Annotated in this window: 17 protein-coding genes; 13 read left to right on the forward strand and 4 right to left on the reverse strand. The window is 57.6% G+C overall.

The features are described from left to right. Positions 1-16: 16 nt before the first annotated feature. The gene (locus AC1D2P_RS08410) at positions 17-1,666 is read right to left on the reverse strand and encodes a GMC family oxidoreductase (protein WP_477811386.1); all 1,650 of its coding nucleotides are present in this window, start codon (positions 1,664-1,666) and stop codon (positions 17-19) included. A 121-nt stretch (positions 1,667-1,787) separates the two neighbouring features. On the opposite strand from AC1D2P_RS08410, the gene AC1D2P_RS08415 reads away from it, so the two are divergent. The 11 genes from AC1D2P_RS08415 to AC1D2P_RS08465 all read left to right on the forward strand — a co-directional run bounded on the left by AC1D2P_RS08415 (position 1,788) and on the right by AC1D2P_RS08465 (position 8,700). Next, positions 1,788-2,672: a LysR family transcriptional regulator gene (locus tag AC1D2P_RS08415; protein WP_477757488.1), complete on the forward strand. Its 885-nt coding sequence runs from the start codon at positions 1,788-1,790 to the stop codon at positions 2,670-2,672. A 76-nt stretch (positions 2,673-2,748) separates the two neighbouring features. Next, positions 2,749-2,964, forward strand: a complete 216-nt coding sequence (locus AC1D2P_RS08420; RefSeq protein WP_046027629.1) for a DUF4287 domain-containing protein — start codon at positions 2,749-2,751, stop codon at positions 2,962-2,964. 578 nt (positions 2,965-3,542) lie between these two features. Next, entirely contained in the window at positions 3,543-3,905 is a 363-nt protein-coding gene (locus tag AC1D2P_RS08425) for a DUF6124 family protein (RefSeq protein WP_077430296.1), read from the forward strand. A 230-nt stretch (positions 3,906-4,135) separates the two neighbouring features. After that, positions 4,136-4,411 (forward strand): metal/formaldehyde-sensitive transcriptional repressor, encoded by a 276-nt coding sequence (locus AC1D2P_RS08430; RefSeq protein ID WP_477757489.1) that lies wholly within the window; start codon positions 4,136-4,138, stop codon positions 4,409-4,411. Positions 4,412-4,431: 20 nt separating this feature from the next. Next, entirely contained in the window at positions 4,432-5,349 is a 918-nt protein-coding gene (gene dmeF / locus AC1D2P_RS08435; RefSeq protein WP_109784638.1) for a CDF family Co(II)/Ni(II) efflux transporter DmeF, read from the forward strand. A 39-nt stretch (positions 5,350-5,388) separates the two neighbouring features. Further along, entirely contained in the window at positions 5,389-5,760 is a 372-nt protein-coding gene (locus AC1D2P_RS08440; protein ID WP_109784639.1) for a hypothetical protein, read from the forward strand. A 2-nt stretch (positions 5,761-5,762) separates the two neighbouring features. After that, positions 5,763-5,942, forward strand: a complete 180-nt coding sequence (locus AC1D2P_RS08445; protein ID WP_077430293.1) for a DUF1289 domain-containing protein — start codon at positions 5,763-5,765, stop codon at positions 5,940-5,942. Between the two features lie 377 nt (positions 5,943-6,319). Next, a complete protein-coding gene (gene gfa / locus AC1D2P_RS08450) occupies positions 6,320-6,898 on the forward strand; it encodes an S-(hydroxymethyl)glutathione synthase (RefSeq protein WP_046027614.1) in 579 nt (192 codons plus the stop codon). 142 nt (positions 6,899-7,040) lie between these two features. Continuing rightward, positions 7,041-7,295, forward strand: coding sequence for a DUF2790 domain-containing protein (locus AC1D2P_RS08455; RefSeq protein WP_109784640.1), 255 nt, complete (start codon positions 7,041-7,043; stop codon positions 7,293-7,295). A gap of 395 nt (positions 7,296-7,690) precedes the next feature. Further along, positions 7,691-7,897 (forward strand): co-regulatory protein PtrA N-terminal domain-containing protein, encoded by a 207-nt coding sequence (locus AC1D2P_RS08460; protein WP_109784641.1) that lies wholly within the window; start codon positions 7,691-7,693, stop codon positions 7,895-7,897. Between the two features lie 395 nt (positions 7,898-8,292). Continuing rightward, on the forward strand, positions 8,293-8,700 hold the full coding sequence (locus tag AC1D2P_RS08465) for a hypothetical protein (protein WP_477757490.1): 408 nt from the start codon (positions 8,293-8,295) through the stop codon (positions 8,698-8,700). 29 nt (positions 8,701-8,729) lie between these two features. Here the strand turns inward: AC1D2P_RS08465 and cax are convergent, their stop codons facing one another. The 3 genes from cax to AC1D2P_RS08480 form a co-directional block, all read right to left on the reverse strand. After that, positions 8,730-9,803, reverse strand: coding sequence for a calcium/proton exchanger (cax, locus tag AC1D2P_RS08470; protein ID WP_477757491.1), 1,074 nt, complete (start codon positions 9,801-9,803; stop codon positions 8,730-8,732). Positions 9,804-10,188: 385 nt separating this feature from the next. After that, positions 10,189-11,292, reverse strand: a complete 1,104-nt coding sequence (locus AC1D2P_RS08475; RefSeq protein WP_477811387.1) for a DNA alkylation repair protein — start codon at positions 11,290-11,292, stop codon at positions 10,189-10,191. Between the two features lie 25 nt (positions 11,293-11,317). Beyond that, positions 11,318-11,929 (reverse strand): glutathione S-transferase, encoded by a 612-nt coding sequence (locus AC1D2P_RS08480; protein ID WP_046027609.1) that lies wholly within the window; start codon positions 11,927-11,929, stop codon positions 11,318-11,320. A gap of 364 nt (positions 11,930-12,293) precedes the next feature. Here AC1D2P_RS08480 and AC1D2P_RS08485 point away from each other — a divergent pair, with 364 nt between their 5' ends. Beyond that, complete coding sequence (locus AC1D2P_RS08485) at positions 12,294-12,698, forward strand: TraR/DksA family transcriptional regulator (protein ID WP_007907888.1); 405 nt, start codon at positions 12,294-12,296, stop codon at positions 12,696-12,698. Between the two features lie 579 nt (positions 12,699-13,277). Beyond that, entirely contained in the window at positions 13,278-14,501 is a 1,224-nt protein-coding gene (locus AC1D2P_RS08490) for a methyl-accepting chemotaxis protein (protein ID WP_408980996.1), read from the forward strand. The last annotated feature ends 33 nt before the right edge of the window (positions 14,502-14,534 follow it).

Consider the following 14,534-nt stretch of genomic DNA (forward strand, 5'->3'; position numbering starts at 1 on the left):
CGCCGCTATTCCTTGATCAAGAGACTGCGGTCAGTGCGGTTTCGTTCGGGGCAAAACTCCTTGTGGGTGAGTCGAGCATCAACTGCACGGCTTTTTCGGCAATCATCAGCGTTGGCGAACAGGTATTGCCGGAGGTGATGCGCGGCATGATCGACGCATCGGCAATGCGCAGACCGGGAACGCCGTGGACACGCAGTTCGGCGTCGACCACTGCGTCTGCGTCGTTGCCCATCCGGCACGTGCCGACCGGGTGAAAAATGGTGGTGCCGATTTGCGCGGCGGCCTGGTGCAATTCTTCCTCGGTCTGCAAACGATCGCCGGGCAAGTACTCGACCGGATTGAAGGCCTGCAGGGCCGGTGCGGCGACGATGCGGCGGGTCAGGCGAATGGCGTCGGCCGCGACGCGCAAATCTTCCGGGTGGCTCAGATAGTTGGGCTGGATCAGCGGCGCTTGCTGTGGGTCGGCTGAACGAATGTCCACTCGGCCACGGCTTTGCGGCCGCAAATCACAGACAGAGGCGGTAAAGGCGGGGAAGGGGTGCAACGGTTCGCCGAAGCGTTCCAGCGACAAGGGTTGCACGTGGTATTCGAGATTCGCCGAAGTCTGTTCCGGCCCCGAGCGGGCGAAGGCCCCCAGTTGACTCGGCGCCATGGAGAGCGGGCCGCTGCGGTCATACAAATAGCGCAGGCCCATGCCCATCTTGCCCCACACGCTGCCGGCGATCTGATTCAGCGTGCGCGCGTTTTCCAACTTATAGATCAGTCGCAGTTGCAGGTGATCCTGCAGGTTACCGCCCACGCCCGGCAGCTCATGGGCAACGTCGATCCCCAGTTTTTGCAGCAGCGGGCGAGGGCCGATCCCCGAGCGCTGGAGGATGCCCGGTGAGCCGACGGAGCCGGCACACAAGACGATTTCCCTACGTGCCTTGAAGGTTTTCGCCTGGCCTTGCCAGCGTGTGAGGACGGCGCAGGCGCGGCCGTTTTCCAGCAGCACACGGTCGACCTCAACGTCGGTCAGCACCGTCAGGTTGGCACGGTGGCGGATCGGTTTGAGAAACGCCTTGGCCGCGTTCCAGCGGATTCCGGCCTTCTGATTGACCTGAAAGTAACCGCAGCCTTCGTTATCGCCCTGGTTGAAATCGTCGATGCTGGCGATACCGCTTTGCTCGGCAGCGCTGCGGAAGGCATCCAGAATCGGCCACGACAACCGCTGACGTTCGACCCGCCAGTCGCCAGCGGCACCGTGAAATTCCGAATCGCCGGCAAAATGGTTTTCGCTCTTCTTGAATAGCGGCAATACGTCGTTCCAGCTCCAGCCCGGATTGCCGTCAGCGGCCCAGCGATCATAGTCGCCCGCCTGGCCACGCATGTAGATCATGCCGTTGATCGAGGAACACCCGCCGAGGACCTTGCCGCGTGGGTAACTCAGCGTCCGCCCCTGCAGGCCGGGTTGCGCCTCGGTTTTGAAGCACCAGTCGGTGCGCGGGTTGCYGATGCAGAACAGGTAACCCACGGGGATGTGAATCCACGCGTAGTTATCGCGGCCGCCGGCTTCGAGCAGCAAGACCCTGTGTTGCGGGTTGGCCGACAGTCGATTGGCCAACAAACAACCGGCCGGCCCGGCACCGACCACGATGTAGTCGTATTCATCTGGGGAAGTCGACATCCCTGACCTCGTCTTGTTGTTCTTGTTGTCGGTCATCCTAGTTGTTAGCTTTCGTCAAAAGAATGTTAGTTTTTGCGCAGCCGCTGTGCGTTTTTAAACAGCATCACTTCAAGGACGGATCATGTTTGACTGGAATGACTTGCGGTTTTTTCTTGAATTGCAGCGCAGCGGGCGTTTGCTCACCGCCGCGCGCCGTTTGAACACCACCCACGCCACGGTCGCGCGGCACATCGAGGCCATCGAAAAGAGCCTCGGCACGGCGCTGTTCGTCCAGCATGCGCAGGGTTACGAATTGACGCCGGCCGGCGAAGCGCTGCTCAAACACGCCGAAGCGATGGAAAACGTCGCGCTGCTGGCCCAGGAAGAAATCACCCAGTCCACGGCACCGCTGGGCAAGATTCGCGTCGGGGTGACGGAAGGGCTGGGCATCATGTTCCTGGCCAGCCGCATGAACGGTTTATTCGAACGCTACCCGGGGCTGGAAGTGGAGCTGGTGGCGGTGCCGCGCTTCGTCAGCATCCTCAACCGCGAAGCCGAGATCAGCATCCACCTCGAACGCCCGTCCGCCGACATGCTGGTCACCCGCAAACTCACCGACTATCGCCTGGCGCTGTACGCCAGCCAAGCCTATCTTGACCGCGCACCGCCCTTGCACAGCCGCGAAGACCTCGCTCGTCACGCCTGGATCGGCTATGTCGACGACCTGTTGTTCAGCCAGGAACTGATGTTCCTCAACAGCTTCTGCCGCAACCCCCAAGTGGTGTTCCACAGCACCAGCGTCATCGCCCAACAACAGGCGGCGCGTTCTGGGTTGGGGATTGCGGTGTTGCCGTGCTACATGGCCAGCGCAGATCCGGAACTCGTGCCGTTGCTGCCGGAGGAGAGCATCCAGCGCAGCTACTGGATCAGTACGCGGCGCGAGCTGCACAAATCGGTGCGGCTGCGCGTGCTGTGGGATTACGTGGTGGAGTTGTGTGAAGTTGAGCAGGGGTTGTTGTTGGGCTAATGTTTTTGCGTCCAGCCAATGGACGACGACAAGGAGCGTTATCCGACACTCCGTCGTGATAAAGGGAGCTTGCAGCATGACCGATGAGACAACAGTAAAAGGGCCCGCGTCGTACTTCCCGTCCATTGAGAAAAAGTATGGACAGCCCATCAGCCACTGGCTGGATTTGCTTGGGGCAGTGAGTGGCAAGAAGCACATGGAAATGGTGGCCTGGCTGAAGGCTGAGCACGGTATGGGGCATGGGCATGCCAATGCTTTGGTTGCGCATTATTTAGCGGCCGGCAAGAAGTGACTGAGCCGGGCGGGCAGGGCATGTTCATGCCCTCCCAACACCCTTCAGACAAAACACCAAACCCTGTGGGAGCCGAGCTTGCTCGCGATGACGGAGGCCCATTCAACATCGATGCCGCTGACACACCGATATCGTCGGTACGCCGCCCGGAGCAAGGTCGCTCCCCCATGGTTTTCGATCGGCTGACGCAGCGAGAGAATCCTCTGTTTCACTTACGCTTAAACAACAAAAATCCTGACTGTTTAAACGAAGCCTCCTGTTACCACCCAAAGGCTACAACGCCTTGCGCCGCTGCCCACAGGTAAGACAGAATCCGCCGGCTTGTGCGTCCAGGGGGCCGTCGGTAACTTGATTCCCGTCACTGCTCATCAGTGATCGGGTCTGCAAGCCCGCCGGAATACCAGTCGCATAGCCCAGCCAAGGACGCTTGTTTATGTCCGCTCAATGGCGGCTTTGTGCGGGAGACCTTCGGGTCTGCCGGGTTCCTGGTTTCCCGGTCTTGCAGACCCGCGCATAGCTGCCACCCATCATCTGCAAGTGATGTCGGTAGCTCCTAATGAACAATCAGGAGTTTCACCATGATCAAACCAACACCCAATCCACCGGAAACCGATCCGGCATCTCCCTACGAATCCCTCGATTCCAAAAAACTCCACGAAGCCGCCGAGCGCGCTCTCGACCACTACCTCAACCCGGCCGCCCAAATCATGGCCAGCACCCACGAACCCGAACCGATGTTCCTCGCCAACCCTAAGTGCGACACCGAATCCCTGCTGGCCAACGCCAGCGAATCATTGGGCTCGGCAACCACCATGCTCAGCAATCTTGCGGCGTTATTGGACAACTCAAACCGCAAGACCCTGCTGGGGATTACGCAAGTGGTGATGTTGGGGGAACTGGCGGTGAATCAGGCGTTGGATAACGTGGAGCCGACGGCGTAAGAAAAATCCCGCGTGGCGAACGGTTAGCCCGTTGCCACGCAGGGAGGTAGCACGTCCGCATCGGTATGCGTGAAGTATCAACGTTTTGGAAAAGCCGGATCAGTAGCGGCTGTTATCGGGCATTCAAGACCCTCTCGCTCCAACCCTCAGGTGGTCTGTGCATCAGACGATTTGCATAGGTATAGGGGGTATGCCTATCATGCGCAATGCATAGGTGGGGGGGGTATCAAATGGGTCACATCGCAGCCAACAAAGACGAACTGCTCAAGCGCGTAAAACGTATCGCCGGACAAATCCAGGCCGTTGAACGGGCATTGGAATCGGATCTCGATTGCGCCAAAACGCTGCACCTGGTGGCCGCCACCCGCGGAGCCATCAACGGGCTGATGGAGGAAATCATTGAGGACCACGCCCGGGAGCACGTCGCGAACCCTGCACTCAGTGAAGAGGGGCGAAACAAGGGCGTCGAAGAGCTTCTTGAAGCCATTCGCCGTTACTCGAAGTGAACGCATCCAGGTACCCACTCATGAGTAGCTCCCGTATCAACTACACACACGACCATATGTTCCTTGGCTCAGCGCACGACGAAAATGCCAAGCGTACGCTTTGGGTTGTGGCACTGACCGTTGTGATGATGGTTGGTGAGATCACCGCCGGCTATATCACGGGCTCGATGGCGTTACTGGCCGATGGCTTCCATATGGCAACCCATGCCGGCGCATTGGGCATTGCGGCGGCCGCCTACGGTTACGCAAAACGCCACGCTTCCAGCCAGCGCTACAGTTTCGGTACTGGAAAGGTTGGAGACTTGGGCGGGTTCGCCTCGGCGCTGATTCTCGGTATGGTTTCCCTGGGAATTGGCGTTGAGTCTGTCATGCGCCTCTTGCAGCCTACGGACGTTCAGTTCGGCACCGCTACGCTCATCGCGATTGCCGGTTTGATCGTCAACATTGTCAGTGCCCTGCTGCTGGGCCACGGACACAGTCATGGCCACGATCATGATGATCATGCCCATGCTCATCACGGGAACGACAACAACCTGAAATCGGCCTACGTCCACGTCATCGCGGACGCGCTGACTTCGGTTCTGGCCATCGCTGCACTGCTCGCTGGCCGGTATCTCGGTTGGGTGTGGCTGGACCCGGTCATGGGCATCGTCGGCGCCATCGTTATTGCGCGTTGGGCATGGACATTGATGGGGGTCACCGCAGGTGTACTGCTGGATCAGACCGATGCGCACGTTGCCGAGGAAATTCGCGAACTGGTTGAGAAACCGGGGGATGCCACCATCACCGACTTGCACGTCTGGCGGGTCGGACCGCAAGCCCATGCGGCCATCGTCAGCGTCCTTGGTGAGGCCACTGCGAACGCCGACAGCATTCGTGAACGTCTCAAGCCGGTTCACGAAGTCAGCCATCTGACGGTCGAATTTCGACCGGTCTGATTCAGCGCCTCCCCTTAATTGTCTCCAAAGGAACCCGCAATGCCCCCAGGGAAACGTGAACTGGCGCGGATCGAACGCCGGTTGATAACCACGCTCACCGACGCGTGCGAAACAGCAAAAGGTGAAATCAAAGGGTTTGCCTGGCTCACTCACACCGCTGACCTGAACGCGTTGGCTGAGACCCTGAAGGTCATCTGGGTATTTGAAACCTTGGCCGATAAAAAACTCGCCCTGGCTGACACCAAGACGCGCATCTTTGAGCTGACGGCTATCGCGTTGAATGAGGCCAATATCGACCTGAACCTTTCAGACCACAGTGTCCGTTTCGACTCCGAGGAAGAGTGCCAACGCACTCACGGTGGCGATTGGCAAAAGCGCCTGGCTCAATCACGTGCGGCCAAGGGGGACTGACAATGGCTAAAGAAATCGAAAATCCCTGCATCTCGGTATGTCAACTGAGTGGGGATCTGTGCGTGAGTTGCGGGCGAAGCAAGGAAGACATCAAAAAGTGGAAGCGCATGAAGCGGCCTGAAAAAATGGCCGCTGTGCAAAGGGCGAAAGTGCGCTTGAAAGGGCTGAAGAAAACATTCTGATCGGACCCGCCCGCACAGTGGGAGGTTAATCAGTGCCTGCATTTGTAGCCTCTGCCGAGTCCGCCAGGCTGCGTTCGAGGACGTAGTCCTCGCCATCGGCAAACGCGGTTTTCCTGTAAGCACCTGTTGCCTCTACCGTTAGCTGGGCCTGGCCGTGCTCGAGGCGTCATCGCAGACTATTCTTGATCTGGGTAATCGACCGGTCGCACCGAAGGAGGTCAGTCGTTTATGCACTGTGTCCTTTTCGAAATCCGTCGCGGTTCGATCTGATACAAAAAGGCCAATCGATCCGCGCTGTCATCGAGTTCCGATGAACTACCGGTCTGGGGCACGGCCCCAGGCACTTTTGTCTGACACCCTGAATCGGAGACGCCAGCATGAGCACCTTGCAACTTCACCCAGCACTGGACAACGGTATCCAACCTGCCGCCGCGAATTTCACAGGTGGCACCCTGCAATGCCTGTGTGCGACCGACAAGGTCGAGGTCAAGATCGACGCACAAACCCTGCATAACCACGCGTGCGGCTGCAGCAAATGCTGGAAACCACAAAACGCGACATTCGCCGTCATCGCCGTGGTGCCTCGAGATAAGGTCAGCGTCATTGCCCACGGCGAAAAACTGGCGATTGTCGACGAGTCCGCCACCATCCAGCGCCACGCCTGCAAGCAATGTCACGCCCATCTCTTTGGGCGCATCGAGAACAAGAACCATGCGTTTTATGGCCTGGATTTCGTCCACACCGAGCTTTCGCCACAGCGCGGATGGGCTGCGCCAGGATTCGCGGCGTTCGTGTCCTCCATCATCGAAACCGGCACACCGCCAGCGCAAATGAAGGCTATCCGCGAGCGCTTGCGCTCGATCGGCCTGGAACCCTATGACTGCCTGTCCCCGGATTTGATGGACGCAATGGCGACTCATGTCGCCAAACAGAAAGGCTTGCTCCCCGCCGCCTGATTGTTCGGTCGCCGCGGTTTCTTTTGCGGACCGCGGCTCCGATTCACTGCATCAGGCAGATAACGGTCAATTCCTGACATTTTCCCCCCGGCTCGCCAGCCGTTGTTTTCGAAGCTTTTCCAGCATCTGGCGGCCTTGGTAAATGCAGGCATTGGCTATCGCGCCAAGTGTATTTGCCCAGAATGACCTGCAAGACCCCGTTGCGCATATCTCAGCTGTCGAATACCACTACGGGATGGAAATCGATGTGCAGAGGGTACTGCAAAGTACCGATACTTCCGACAAGACTGGCCTGGTACCGGTGACCCTGGTCTACGCAGATAGCGAGGGCGAGGTTCACAAAATCCGTTTCCTTGAATGGGGCGCAAGCCCGGCCAACTCCACCAGCATTGCCTGATCCGCTCGCCGAAAGTGGTCTGAGCCTCGCCTGTACCCAGAAGCGGAAGTTAAACCTCATATGCACTCAGTGCGAATCAGGTTTTTGTTATCTCGAAATGAAAATAATCGAATGAGTAAAAGTTCATTCGCGAAGCTTTCCATTAATTTGGTGGCACAATACTGCAAGATTAATGAGTGGAAATTACTGGGCCTTAATTGTAGTCAGTAACGGCAAGCTCCAATCAAGTTGTGCTGAGAGCCATGTTGATTCGCTGTTGTCACCAACAGGTCATGTGTTCTCTTTGTCCGCCGTGGAATATTTACGTGATGAAATCAAGTTGAATAAGGCGGTTCGGTTTTGGCCAGTAGTGCCCACTGTTAGCTGTTTACAAAGTCTCACTTGAGGATACCCAAATGAAATCCATGAAAGCTCTCTTGGTAGTCGCCACGCTGACCGCTTCTTCTCTGGCTATGGCCACAGGTGGCGGTGATCGCACCTTCACACGCATGGAGGCGGCCCGGAAAATCTCGATGGAAGCCTTCCAGGTTGCACAGAAACAGAAGGCTGAAGGCGCTGTAGCTGAAAGTAAAGTCAGGACGATCAATCAGGCCAAAAGCTAATCTGTGCAGCGCGTCCCCGACTGACAGAGATGTACAGTCTCAAGTCTCAGATGCAGCACGCAAGGTGCTGCTAGTGTCGGTTTAACTRAGACTCCGTTCACACAACATCCGGTGTGTTGCATCGTCCAGTCGAATCCACAGTCGTTTGCTGCCTTCGCGACAGGCAGCAATCGGCCCAGACTGTGTCAAAAACGAATGTCGGCTTGAAGCTATCGCTTATACGTTGAATCTGAAAACGCTCAGTTAGTCAGCATGGATTTCGAGAACAAAATGAGCGACCTACATAGGACCATTGGTCGTATTCACTGAACATAAGTAGCAAAATAGCAGAAACCCGCTATTACGTTAGTAACTGCCACTTCGTTCATTGCAGATCGTCACAGGAACGCCCCACGATGCGAAACGCACTTAAGCATTCGAAACTTCGTTTGGGTTTTTTACTGGGTGTTATTTCAATGGGACTGGCCGCTTGCGCCAGCGACGATAACATTGCTGCACCTACTAAAGTCATTACTCAGCCACCTATCGATGACAGCGAGACTTCGTCTGTGCGTGTCACTACTAGTTGGCTGCAACACTCGTTTAGCCAGTCTGACTGCCTGAAGCACGCCAGAGCGGCTCTTACAAAAGCGAGATATTTTGTTGATGCAGGGGACCGATCAGTCTTTGGGTTGCGTGAAGGTATGACTTTTTCGATTCGCTGTGACTACGAAGGCGTTGCTTTTTTCGCAGTGGCTTATCGCCACAGGCCAAGTCCTCAAGCCCAGGATCGGGTCTTGAATGAAATCACCAGGCTGTTTTAAGAATTACAGGCTAGAGGTATAGGGTCGTTTTATGGAGCGGACGCATCAGGTGTGAAGAAAAACGCCAGGCCAAGGATCAGGTACACCGCCAGCAATTGCACACCTTTGAGCCAGTCCGAACGGCCATCGCCGGCGACCTGCCCGGTAATCAGCACCGCCAACAGGACGCTCAGCACCAACCCTGCGGAAAAGGCCAACCCCATGGGCGTCGGACCAATGAAATGGCTGGCCAATACCAGAATGGGAGCGACCAGCAGGGCCACCTGGACGCTGGAGCCGATCGCGATCGACAGCGCAAGGTCCATGCGGTTTTTCATGGCGGCCGAGACGGCTGAGACATGCTCGGCGGCATTGCCGAGGATGGCCACGACAAATACACCGACAAAGAGGTTGCTCAGGCCGAGCTGATGAGCACTGGGTTCGATGGCGCCGACCAGAATCTCGCTGATCCACGCGATCAGTACCGTCGACCCGCCAAGCACCAGCAACGCTTTGCGCATTGACCAGGGACGCGGTTGATCCGGGCTTTGCTCGGTGTTGGATGTACCGGAAAACAGGCTTTTGTGGGTGACCAGCGAATACACCAGGAACAAGCCGTATACCACCAGCAAAATCAGCGAGATGTACAGACTCAGCGACTGCAGACCCTGTGGATTTCGGGGCGTGATGACGGCGTTGTAGGCAGCCGGGAGAATCAGCGCGATGGTAGCCAGGGTCAGCAGGGTAGCCTGGGAGCGCGCCCCGGAGATGTTGTATTGCTGTTCATGGTGACGACATCCGCCAGCCAGCATGGCCACGCCCAACACCAGCAGGATGTTGCCGACGATGGACCCGACGATAGACGCCTTCACCACATCAAAGAGACCCGCGCGCAAGGCGCTCAGGGCAATGATCAGCTCGGTCGCGTTGCCGAACGTCGCATTCAGCAGCCCGCCAACGCCCTCGCCGGAGCGTTCCGCCAGATGCTCGGTAGCCCGTCCCAACCAACCTGCGAGCGGCACTATGGCCAGGGCCGCCATCAGGAAGACCAGCAGGTGGAAGTCTGCTGCGACATATTCCACGACAATGGCGATGGGAACGAAAACCAGCATCCAGTTGAGCATCGAAGTCTTCCTCGCGCTGATGCGAAGTGATCCATGGGGACGGAAGTCTCGTAAGGATGGTCGGCAAACGTCATCTCGTCTAAAAACTTTGTGAAGTTGACGTCGGGCCGCCAAGTCGGGTCAGCGAGGTATTGGAAATGGTTCTGGATAACTCAGGCATCAACTAACGGGACGGATGTATTGATAGTTTGTAGCAGCGCTATGTCCGCTGTAGCAGCTGTAGCAGCTGTAGCAGCTGTCGAGGCTGCGTTCGGCTGCGTAGCAGTCGCAAAACCTGCATACGCGGTCTTTCTGAAACACCGCGCGGCCTGATTTCACGACAACTGCGCTGCCGAACGCAGCCTCGCGAGCTCGACAGCTGCTACAGCGGACGAGCTGCTACAAGCTAAGCGAGGATTTCGAATGAGGTGCTGGCCAGGCGTTCGCCGTTCACCAGAATGTGCACCGTGTGTTTGCCCACATAGTGTTTGCGAGTGGTGAGCTCTTTGATCTGCTGAGAGCGACTGACGAACTCTGTGGCCTTGCCCGGCAACGTCAACGCCTTGAGCTTGAACACCTTCGCCGATGTACCGCCGTGGGCTTTGACGTAATCAATCGCGTAATCGATTACCAGTCGCTGACTCTCTGACACCGTGGATTTCACAGTGAACGAGAGGGAGATTTTCTCCCCCAGACGAATCACTGCCGGTTCAACTTTAACCCCGACAATCTCGACCTCAGCCTTGCCGCTGGCGCCAATGACGGCCAACGCTCGCTGATTGCCTTGTTTGATCAGACTGCGCAACGCATGTTTGGCAATCCACGCTGTGTGCTTGTTATCCAGCGGCCACCCTTCAATCAGGTCCAGCACCCAGTCGGGATGATCCTTGGTGATGTCATTGAGGTGGTTGGCTACGGACTTGCGCACATAAAGACTTTCATCGGTCTTGAGGTTATCGAGGATCGACGCGGCCAGTGTCGGATCGGCCTGGATCTGTTCGAGTCGGAATGACCACGGCAAACGCGGGCGGCAACCTTCGCTGGCCAGGCGCCGCACGTGTTCGTTGTCATCGAGCGACCATTGCTGCATCAGCGTTAATGAACGCTGAAGGTCGCTGCGCAGAAAGTGCCGGATCGCAAATTCCGAAGAGCCAAACGCGGTGAAATACTTAAGCGCATCCATCGACTGCTCGAAATCATGAGCGCCATACATCGCCACATACTGCGGCAACGAGATGCTGACGAAGCTGCTGTTGAGGCGCGGGGCGAGGGTGCGCAATACTTCAAGGGACTCGTCATATCCCAGCGGCAGCACCGCGTACAGGCATTCGCTGACCCGGGCCATGCGTTGCATGATCGACAGGTCGGCGAGGCCTTCGTTGGCCATCTTCAGGAAGGCTATGGCGTTGAACCGGGGGTAAACCGCCGTCATTTCGGTCGCGATGTGTTTGAGGCGCTCGGCGTTGAAGATTTCCTTCAGCGCCGGGGCGGTCTGTTCGACGGCGGTCATGGGAGAGTCCGGTGGGCTGGGCGGCTCAGGTTATCGGGGTATTGATAAATGCCTCAAGCGTTTCCGCCTGTGCCGTGAATTTCGCGATCTGCGGGAAGCGCGCGGCATCGACCTGATCCGGCACCACCAGGTTGGTGAAGCTCCAGGCGACCGCTACTGTGATGCCGTCCTGTGCAATCGAGGCGCCGCCAGCCAGCGGCTGTTTTTCCAATTCGCGCTCAAGTGCCGCATAGGCCGCCGCCAATTGGCCTTCGACGCGTTCCACCCATGGTTGAAATTGAATATCGACGGGGCGCAGGTTGCGTTCGTAATAGAGCTGCACTGATTTTTCACAGGCCGCCAACGCCAGGCCGGTCACGCGCAGTGCGCGCAGCCGTTGCTTGAGGTCGCTGGGCATCAGGCTTTTGCCAGGGCCGGCCAAGGCTTCCAGGTAGTCGATGATCAGGGTCGAATCCATCAACACATCACCATCGTCCAACACCAGCGTCGGCGCCTTGACCACCGGGTTGATCTGCTGGAACTGCTCGAAGTGCCGGAACACCGATACCGATTGGTGCTCCAGGTCGATACCCAGGTGTTGGGCGCAAATGGCCACACGCCGTACATAAGGCGAATCCAGCATGCCGATCAGCTTCATTAATGCATTCCTTTTAAAGGCCATTTCGGGACGGACAACCTTAGCTGAGCTTGCGCTAGCTGCAAACGGGTGGGGCTGGCGCAGCCGTTTGTCTTCTATATACAGCCGCTCGACGGAATTTCTTGCTATAAACGCACTCCGATAACCGCCGCAACGGTTGCTATAGAGCACTTTGCACACCTTGTCGGACAAATTCGCTGACTTTTCAGTTGCTGGGGCCTCACGTCGGCCTTAGACTGCCGCCCCTCGTAAATTGAGTGCCGGGTGGCGCTTGGAATTAAACGGCGCCTTTCCGATGGCCTCACCCGGTCAGCCGGAACGCTCCCTAATTCGCCTTAATGCACGTTTTTTTATAGAGATATCAATGACAAAGGACAAGTTGCTGGCCATGCCGGCGGATGACTACATGAATGCTGAGCAACATGCTTTTTTCTCCGAGCTGTTGCAGAACATGAAAGTCGAAACCCATGAGCGCATCGAACAGAACCGCATCGCCATCGAGAGCCTGGACACTCCGGCCGATCCGGCAGATGCAGCTTCTGTTGAAGAAGAGCGCACCTGGCTGGTAAACGCGATCGATCGCGACCAGCGCATGCTGCCTCAGTTGGAACAGGCTCTGGAACGCATCAAAGAAGACAGCTTCGGCTGGTGCGACGACAGCGGCGAGGCCATTGGCCTGAAGCGCTTGCTGATCAGCCCGACCACCAAGTACTGCATCGAAGCTCAAGAGCGTCACGAACAGATCGACAAGCACCAGCGTCAGGCCTGATTTCGTAGCGCCACGCATCGCGGGCGAGCCTCACTCCTGAAGGAGCAAGGCTGGCCCGCGATGCTTTTTTTCGTCCGTAGAAAACTCGTGCCCCTCTATTGATCTGCTGCAATACCCACTACTAATGGACCATAGATAATGGCGTTGTAGTGGCGTTAAATGCGAAGACAACAATTAGAAGATCGTGGGGTGACGAAGATGACGAGAGACGGATCTCTGGCGGCGGCAGCGCCTGCGCCAGTGCTTTTGCCGAAAAACCCTTGGCTGACGCCGACCCTGCAAAGCATCGCCCTGATGCTTTTGTTGTGTGGCATGACATTGGGTTACGGGTCGCTTTACCTTGGCCTGCCCTTGGCCGTGTTGATTATCTGGTTGCCTCGCCTGCGCTCGCGCGCTAACCCGCAAGACAACCCCGCGGACAGTGCCAGCGCCATCAGCGAATTGACTCGCGATCTTTCCTACACCACCAGTCATAACGCGTTGTCGGCGGCCGGTGTGGCCTATTCGGTCAAGCAACTGGCGGACAAACTGCAATCGCAGCTCAACGCGGCGGCGCAAATTGTCAGCAACGCCGAAGTGATGATCGCTACCGAACAAGTCACCTCCAAACTCAGCCGCGACGCCCTCGACGCCGCCAGCGAAGCGCATCAAAGCGGCGCAGCGGGGCGTAAAGAGCTGGTTGAGTCCATCGCCCGAATGCATCAACTCAGCCAGCGCGCCAGCAACAGTCGCGAGCTGATCGAGGCCCTGAGCCTGCGCAGTGACGATATCCAGCGGGTGACGCTGGTGATCCAGTCCATTGCCAACCAGACCAATCTGTTGGCGTTGAACGCCGCAATCGAAGCGGCGCGGGCCGGGGAACATGGTCGCGGGTTCGCAGTGGTGGCCGATGAAGTGCGTGGCCTGGCGGCGCGAACCGCGACGGCGACCGGCGAAGTCGGCGAGATGGTTGCCGATATCCAGCAACGCACGGCTCAGGTCGTGGAGCAGATCCGCCAACTGTCCAGCGACCTCGACACGGGTGTCGAGCAAGTCGAGCACACGGGGCAGCACCTGGAAAACATTGCGCGATTGGCCGCTGGCGTCGAAAGCCAGGTCGGGGAAATCGCCCGGGGCGCGGACACCAATCGCGAACAACTCGACAGCCTGTTTCATGCGATCGAGCAGATGCGCAGCGATCTGGCGATCAGCGACCAACAGACCCAGCGCCTGGCCCAGGCCGCCGTGCAGATGGAAGGTCAGGCTGAGTCCATCAGCGAGCGCTTGGCCGAAGTCGGGCTGGATGACTATCACCAGCGGGTCTATGACTTGGCCCGCGAGGGCGCGATGCAGATTGCGGCGCGCTTTGAAGCGGACATCAGCCAGGGGCGAGTCAGCCTCGATGACCTGTTTGATCGCAATTACCAGGCGATCCCGAACACCAGCCCGCCCAAGTTCCAGACCCGCTTCGACCGCTATACCGATCAAGTCTTGCCGGCGATACAGGAACCGTTATTGCCGCTTCATGAAGGCTTGGTGTTTGCCATCGCCTGCACTCAACAGGGATATGTGCCGACGCATAACAACGTCTTCAGCCAGTCGCTGACCGGCGACGTGCAGGTCGATACGCTGCAAAACCGCACCAAACGCAAATTCGCCGACCGCACCGGTATCCGTTGTGGCAGCCATCAAAAGCCAGTGCTGTTGCAGACGTATACCCGCGACACAGGTGAATTGATGCACGATCTTTCGGTGCCGATCATGGTCAAGGGCCGGCATTGGGGCGGTTTGCGCTTGGGTTACAAGCCCCAAGTTCCTCGCTGAAAGGGGGCGATTGTTACGATTTTGGCAACGAAG

Source organism: Pseudomonas sp. P1_F1_2 (assembly GCF_056405815.1).

Bases quoted from the DNA above. Each gene is read 5' to 3' on its own strand.
- AC1D2P_RS08440 (WP_109784639.1), top strand. From the start codon at position 5,389: ATGCCCCCAGGGAAACGTGAACTGGCGCGGATCGAACGCCGGTTGATA.
- AC1D2P_RS08445 (WP_077430293.1), top strand. From the start codon at position 5,763: ATGGCTAAAGAAATCGAAAATCCCTGCATCTCGGTATGTCAACTGAGT.
- AC1D2P_RS08455 (WP_109784640.1), top strand. From the start codon at position 7,041: ATGCAGGCATTGGCTATCGCGCCAAGTGTATTTGCCCAGAATGACCTG.
- gfa (WP_046027614.1), top strand. From the start codon at position 6,320: ATGAGCACCTTGCAACTTCACCCAGCACTGGACAACGGTATCCAACCT.
- dmeF (WP_109784638.1), top strand. From the start codon at position 4,432: ATGAGTAGCTCCCGTATCAACTACACACACGACCATATGTTCCTTGGC.
- AC1D2P_RS08460 (WP_109784641.1), top strand. From the start codon at position 7,691: ATGAAATCCATGAAAGCTCTCTTGGTAGTCGCCACGCTGACCGCTTCT.
- AC1D2P_RS08475 (WP_477811387.1), bottom strand. From the start codon at position 11,292: ATGACCGCCGTCGAACAGACCGCCCCGGCGCTGAAGGAAATCTTCAAC.
- cax (WP_477757491.1), bottom strand. From the start codon at position 9,803: ATGCTCAACTGGATGCTGGTTTTCGTTCCCATCGCCATTGTCGTGGAA.
- AC1D2P_RS08420 (WP_046027629.1), top strand. From the start codon at position 2,749: ATGACCGATGAGACAACAGTAAAAGGGCCCGCGTCGTACTTCCCGTCC.
- AC1D2P_RS08465 (WP_477757490.1), top strand. From the start codon at position 8,293: ATGCGAAACGCACTTAAGCATTCGAAACTTCGTTTGGGTTTTTTACTG.
- AC1D2P_RS08415 (WP_477757488.1), top strand. From the start codon at position 1,788: ATGTTTGACTGGAATGACTTGCGGTTTTTTCTTGAATTGCAGCGCAGC.
- AC1D2P_RS08480 (WP_046027609.1), bottom strand. From the start codon at position 11,929: ATGAAGCTGATCGGCATGCTGGATTCGCCTTATGTACGGCGTGTGGCC.
- AC1D2P_RS08490 (WP_408980996.1), top strand. From the start codon at position 13,278: ATGATCGCTACCGAACAAGTCACCTCCAAACTCAGCCGCGACGCCCTC.
- AC1D2P_RS08430 (WP_477757489.1), top strand. From the start codon at position 4,136: ATGGGTCACATCGCAGCCAACAAAGACGAACTGCTCAAGCGCGTAAAA.
- AC1D2P_RS08425 (WP_077430296.1), top strand. From the start codon at position 3,543: ATGATCAAACCAACACCCAATCCACCGGAAACCGATCCGGCATCTCCC.
- AC1D2P_RS08485 (WP_007907888.1), top strand. From the start codon at position 12,294: ATGACAAAGGACAAGTTGCTGGCCATGCCGGCGGATGACTACATGAAT.